Raw genomic sequence first — 6,130 nt, 5'->3', positions numbered from 1 at the left:
CTTCTTTTGTTGTAAATCTTTCTTTAAACGTCTGTCTATCAATGTTTTTTAGTATCCTCATCGTTCCTGAATTTGAATACAATTTACAAAATAATATACTCATATACAACTATTTGTGAACTAAATGGGTAACCCTATAAAATAATATAGAATTGTGTTAAGATAAAATACATAACCCTTACCAAATGGCAAGCCTGATTTTGCGATTGCCAAAATTATCTTTAGTAAATATTCTTGGTAGATTCAGAACGGAGTTAACAAAAAAAAGGCACTTTTGAAAAGTTGTTTAAACTAATAAATTCACAATTAGAGAAACACCATATAATTATTAAAAAAGGAGCCATTGTAGATACGAGTGTAACCGATACTCCTTTATGACTAAAAGGAAAAACAAGCCAAGAAGTAACAGAAGACCATTCAGATGAAGAAATCAAGACCAAGAAGAAATATGCATCAAGTGTAGATAGGGATGGTACGTGGTAAAAAAAACGAGGCAAGTTTCATTTTGGATATAAGAAACATGATGTTACAGATGAAGAAGGGCTTGTTCTGGGAGTTGTAACAACAACAGTAAGTACAAATGAAATAGCAAATTTAGAAGATGTTCTAGATTCAGCAGTTTTACCAAGTGACATCCCTTTAAAAGCAGACAAAGGCTACCAATCTAAGAAAAATGAAGCTCTGTAAAAAAAAGCGAGGTTTGAAAAATCACATATTGAAAAAGGCAAAAAAGATAAGCCACTTACAAAATGGGAGAAGAGATTTAATAAACTAATAGGTAAAACAAGATTTAAAGTTGAACGCACTTTCTGAGGAATAAAAAGATGGTTCTTAGGAGGCACTACTAAATATAGGGGGATGGAGAAAATGCATACTCATAACCTAATGGAGGCTCTTTGCTACAATTTATATCGGAGTCCTGGGATAGTTGCGTCCAATAGTAAAAATTAAAGAGGAAATGTTTGGAAAACGTGGGTAATAAACACTTTGAAATGCAAATGATAGAAAAAAAATAAAAATTTCCCTCATTTAAAGTATCCATGTGTTATGCAATGGTCTTGAATCTATTATCTTTTGTAATTCCCAAAGAGTCACTCCGTCAATTAGTGATGGTTGATTTCATTATGAATAGCAACAAATATTTCTTTTATTAATTCGTTTTTGTCTTTTGTAAGGGAAGTGTTTATTAAATCGGCATATTCAGAGGCTGCTATTATTTTAGATCTAAGCAATAAATAAATGATTCTTTTGTCAGCATATCTAATTCCTAGCTAAGAAGGTGATAAGATAAATAGTATTTTAATTCTTATTTCATATTTGTTTTTTAGATTTGTTAATGCTTTCTATTCCATCATTTTATTAACTCTAGGTTGAATAACCCATATGCCAATAGGGAAGAACCACATAAGGAAAAATTCTTCTGAAAAATCACTAAAAGTAACAGGTCTCTGAAGTTCTATTGATTTTATAGTTTTGGCATTATTCCAAAAGGTATAAAATAGGCAAAACATGGAGAGCATATGCAGTGGAAATACTTCTCTGATGATATCATTCATTATAAATAAGGATGGACTGTCGCTAGGAACTGAACCCATTATAACCATACTCAGGTATATTGAAATCCCAAGTATGTATATTATTGGAACTAGAAGAATGACTTTAAATAGCATTAAATTAGGTCTTCTTTTTGCAGGTAATTTATGATGAAGTTTTGTTCCAACTGCCCAAAGCCAACCAAAGAAAATTACAATATATAGAATTACAAAAGCAGGTGATATGACTAATAAAAGATCTAAATCATCAATTGCTAATAAAAATATTTGCAAACTCACAGGAATTATAATAAGAAGAGTAAATATCTGCCAATGCTTGGCTCTTAAGAAGAAATCCATATTTATAGATGTTTAATAAATTTTTCTTTATCAGCAGTAAATATACATATATTACTCTTAAATAGGAGTTTGTATAATACTTGAAAATTAAAAAGAGTAAAAATATAAAATGTGGCTTTACTAATCTACTTGTCGAACCTAATGGAAAGATGATTGAATAAGAAGGAAGAAAACAAAATTTTAATATTGAATATTTATGCAAGTTTAACCTTCTTATATTTCCTGATTGAGGATTCTTTTTTCAATCCAATATGAAATGTATTTGGCATTCAAAAATACTATTAAGACTGAGAAATATCTCAGAATCGCTATCAATAGACCTTAATTAGTTTCTTTGAACATACCAAAATCCTTAAAAAAGTTTATTATTAAAATAAGAATATTGCAATTATAAGGAATAGGCCAGAAATTAGAAAATACATAATTATTATCATTGCAATAGTGAGAGCGCCTTTAGGTGTTAAAGAAGGATGTTTCGTATTTACATCCTCATTAATTATCATTTTTTGCGAAAAATACTTCGACTTCCAAATGATAAACAAACAAATAGACACATGACTATACTCATTGATGAGCCTGTATATTTCACGAATGCTAAGTCTTATCCCGACAATTAAGCTATTGGTCCTTTAATTCCTTTCGGACTTAAAGTCATATTGAATATCTATCGGCATTGACCTTAGAAAGGTTAAGTCAGAGAATTTTGATTTGTTTTTGGTCTTACAAGAAACCCAAATCTAATTTGGCTTCATCACTCATTAGGTCTTTATCCCATGGTGGTTCAAAGGTGAGTTCTATGGAAGCGTCTTTAACGCCTTCGGTGGCTGCTACCTTCTCTTTAATCTCGTTTGGTAGCGATTCAGCTACTGGGCAATTGGGTGCCGTTAGCGTCATTACAATGTTTACGTGCATGTCTTCTTGTACATCTACCTCGTAGATTAATCCCAAGTCAAATACATTAACAGGGATTTCCGGATCGAAAATCTCTTTTAAGGCGGAAATGACATTCTTTTCCACTTTCATTTTATCTGTGATTTCTGGTGTTGCCATTTCTTGCTTTTCTTGTTTCTTGTCGTTTTTATCTTTTTTCTTGCCAAATCCAAACATAGTAGAAGGTTTAAAGTTTAATGTTCGAAGTTTAAAGTTTAATGTTCAAAATTCGATTTCAAAGTTTCAAAGTCTTATGATTCGTGTTTAGCTTTAAAGGCGAAAGCATAAAGCTTCATCTGTTTCACCATACTGGTTAATCCATTTGCTCTAGTAGGAGAGAGGTGTTCTTTTAATCCTATCTCTGCTAGGAAGTCTAGAGGATCGTTAATGATTTCTCCTGGACTTTGACCCGACATGGCTCTAATTAATAAATTTACAATACCTTTGGTAATCACAGCGTCACTATCGGCTTTAAAATAGATCAAACCATCTTTATAATCGGCAGAAAGCCATACTCTGCTTTGGCAACCAGAAATCAAATGCTGTGGATCGCGATGCGAATCCTCAATGATTTCCAAATCACGACCCAGTTCTATTAGATAATTATATTTATCCATCCAGTCGTCGAACATGGCAAACTCCTCAATAATCTCTATTCCTCTTTCTTTAATAGTCATTGTTCCGTATTTTTATGCAAACATTTCTTGTGTTTTTTCAATAGCCTCCACCAGGCGATTGATGTCTTCTTTAGTATTATAAATAGAGATAGATGCTCGAATGGTTCCTGGAATTCCAATTTTGTCCATAATAGGTTGGGCACAATGGTTTCCAGTTCTAACAGCTACACCCATATGGTCGATAATGGTTCCAGCATCAAAAGGATGAATATCATCTAAAAGAAATGAAATTACAGATGCTTTTTTATCTGCAGTTCCAATTATCTTTAAACCCTTAATAGCGGATAATTTCTCAGTACCATAAGCCAATAATTCATCCTCTGCCTTTTTAATATTCTCAATGCCCAAAGATTGCAAAAAATGAATGGAGGATTCTAAGCCTATCATTCCATCTACATTGGGAGTTCCGGGTTCAAATTTATATGGCAATTCGTTGAAGGTAGTTTTTTCAAAAGTGACCTTGTCAATCATCTCTCCACCACTTTGCCAGGGTGGCATTTGATCGAGAAGCTCCTCCTTCCCAAAAAAGATGCCGATTCCCATGGGGCCGTACATCTTATGAGCTGAGAAACTATAAAAGTCCACATCCAATTCTTTAAGATTAAGAGGAGTGTGGGCCACTGCTTGCGCCCCATCAATATGAACTTTAGCACCTGCTTGATGGGCTTTCTCAATAATAGTTGCTATTGGATTAATCGTACCTAATGCATTTGAAACATGAGCCACCGAAACCAATTTGGTTTTCTCAGAGAGGAGGCTTTCAAAAACATCCATCTCCAAGTCCCCTTTCTCGTTAACAGGTATTACTTTTAATACGGCCTTTTTTCTTTGGCACAAAAGCTGCCAAGGGACAATATTTGCATGATGCTCTAACTCACTAACAATAATTTCGTCGCCTTCATGAATAAAAGCATCCCCAAAAGAATAAGCCAAAAGATTAATGCTTTCGGTAGTTCCTTTGGTAATAATGACTTCTTTTATGCTATTGGCTCCAATAAATTCCTGTACGGTAATCCTTGATTTTTCAAAAGCATCCGTTGCCAATTGCGATAAATGATGAACTCCACGATGCACATTACTATTGATGGTTTCATAATAATTTGAAATGGCATCAATAACCATCTGCGGCTTTTGTGTGGTGGCTCCATTATCTAAATAAACCAAAGGCTTTTTATGAACCTCACGGCTTAGAATCGGAAATTGTGAACGAATACTATTTATATCCATGATTAGTTGATTTTATCCAAGTCTATTTCGAAACTATATTCTGGACTACTACATTGTAGTACACATTGATCGCAAATGGATAATTCGCCTCTGAGGCGTTTTTTTACCATATCGTCAATACGATTGAGTAAGGTTTCAATTTTAATTGCATTGATGACTTCAGCAGCAAAAGCATACATCAATAAAAGTCTGGCATTATCAATTCCAATACCTCTTTGTCTGATATAGAATAATGAAGTTTCGTCAAGCTGTCCCATAGTGGAACCATGACTGCATTTCACATCATCAGCATAAATTTCGAGGAAGGGTTTCGAGTTGATCTTAGCCTTATCAGAAAGGATAATGTTGTTATTATTCTGGTATGCATTGGTTTGCTGTGCATCGGGTCTAACGAGTATGTGACCGTTAAATACCGCATGTGCATAATCATCTACTATTCCTTTGAATAATTCTGTACTTACACAATTTGGAAAGGCATGGTCTACAAATACTTGATTGTCCACATGCTGACTTTTATCAGATAAATATAAACCTAATATATTTGATTCGCATCCTTCACCATTCAACTTATTATAAACTTCATTTCTGATGATTCCACCATTCAGCATCATCTTATTGGTAGAAACAAAAGCGTATCTTTCTTGATGAAAATAATCGGAGTTCACGATATAAGAATTATCGTTCAGGTTTTGAATTTTATAATGGTCTAAACGAGCATTCTCACCTACATAATACTCACTTACTGTATTCGTAAAGCTTCTTTTATAGTCATAAGAATCGTCACAGTGGATTAGTGTTAATTCAGCACCATCCTCCAAAATGATTAAATTTCTATTTTGAACAAAAGCATTTTCCTCTCTACCTACTGCATTAATCAATTGTATGGCTTGTTCTATTTTTACATTCTTAGGAACATAAACAAACAATCCATCCAAGAAAAGGGCAGTGTTTAATAGGTCGAAAGCTTTCACTTCGCCTTCTTTATGATATTTCCCGAAATGCTTAGCTACCAATTCTGGATATTTCTCAAAAGCTGCAGCAATGGAACCAACAATGGCACCATTGGACATCTCAAAAATGGGCTCGTCCTTATAAACATATCTTCCTCTATACAAATTTACAGTGAAAGCATCGAGTTCGTGAACATCACATTTAAATATTTCTTCTTCTTTAATAGAAGTATTGAATTCTTTGGTCCATAGAGCATAATCAAAGCTTAAGGCTTCGGTTAAATTAGTATCTCTCCATTTCTCCATTTTATGGTGTGGAAATCCAATCTCCTTAAAGCTCTCTAGAGCTTCTTGTCTGACTTTCTGCATCTCAGGACTAAAAGTCTGGTTCGCTTCTGCCAACCAAGTATCTAGTTTATCTAAAATCACAGGCTTTTTTTGCTGTCTCATAAAA

At 33.7% G+C, this 6,130-nt stretch carries 5 protein-coding genes and 1 pseudogene; 1 reads left to right on the top strand and 5 read right to left on the bottom strand.

Annotated elements, in window-relative coordinates:
- Window positions 1–498: 498 nt before the first annotated feature.
- Window positions 499–687: pseudogene (locus tag HNS40_RS23745) on the top strand (transposase); the annotation flags it as partial.
- Window positions 688–1,343: 656 nt separating this feature from the next.
- On the opposite strand, the gene HNS40_RS14665 reads toward HNS40_RS23745, so the two are convergent.
- From HNS40_RS14665 to sufD, 5 genes are all read right to left on the bottom strand, one after another.
- Window positions 1,344–1,892, bottom strand: coding sequence for a hypothetical protein (locus tag HNS40_RS14665; protein WP_172282144.1), 549 nt, complete (start codon window positions 1,890–1,892; stop codon window positions 1,344–1,346).
- A gap of 720 nt (window positions 1,893–2,612) precedes the next feature.
- The gene (locus HNS40_RS14660; RefSeq protein WP_216663713.1) at window positions 2,613–2,942 is read right to left on the bottom strand and encodes an SUF system Fe-S cluster assembly protein; all 330 of its coding nucleotides are present in this window, start codon (window positions 2,940–2,942) and stop codon (window positions 2,613–2,615) included.
- 131 nt (window positions 2,943–3,073) lie between these two features.
- Window positions 3,074–3,499 (bottom strand): SufE family protein, encoded by a 426-nt coding sequence (locus HNS40_RS14655; protein WP_172282140.1) that lies wholly within the window; start codon window positions 3,497–3,499, stop codon window positions 3,074–3,076.
- A gap of 12 nt (window positions 3,500–3,511) precedes the next feature.
- Window positions 3,512–4,726 (bottom strand): cysteine desulfurase, encoded by a 1,215-nt coding sequence (locus tag HNS40_RS14650; RefSeq protein ID WP_172282138.1) that lies wholly within the window; start codon window positions 4,724–4,726, stop codon window positions 3,512–3,514.
- Between the two features lie 2 nt (window positions 4,727–4,728).
- Window positions 4,729–6,126, bottom strand: a complete 1,398-nt coding sequence (gene sufD, locus HNS40_RS14645) for a Fe-S cluster assembly protein SufD (protein WP_172282136.1) — start codon at window positions 6,124–6,126, stop codon at window positions 4,729–4,731.
- Window positions 6,127–6,130 lie beyond the last annotated feature (4 nt).

Source organism: Lentimicrobium sp. S6 (assembly GCF_013166635.1).
In the GTDB taxonomy this organism is placed as follows: domain Bacteria; phylum Bacteroidota; class Bacteroidia; order Bacteroidales; family UBA12170; genus UBA12170.
This window is presented reverse-complemented; position numbering and strand designations above follow the sequence as displayed.

Excerpts from the sequence above, each read along its gene's own strand:
- HNS40_RS14665 (WP_172282144.1), bottom strand. The coding sequence starts at position 1,892 with ATGGATTTCTTCTTAAGAGCCAAGCATTGGCAGATATTTACTCTTCTT.
- HNS40_RS14660 (WP_216663713.1), bottom strand. The coding sequence starts at position 2,942 with ATGGCAACACCAGAAATCACAGATAAAATGAAAGTGGAAAAGAATGTC.
- HNS40_RS14655 (WP_172282140.1), bottom strand. The coding sequence starts at position 3,499 with ATGACTATTAAAGAAAGAGGAATAGAGATTATTGAGGAGTTTGCCATG.
- HNS40_RS14650 (WP_172282138.1), bottom strand. The coding sequence starts at position 4,726 with ATGGATATAAATAGTATTCGTTCACAATTTCCGATTCTAAGCCGTGAG.
- sufD (WP_172282136.1), bottom strand. The coding sequence starts at position 6,126 with ATGAGACAGCAAAAAAAGCCTGTGATTTTAGATAAACTAGATACTTGG.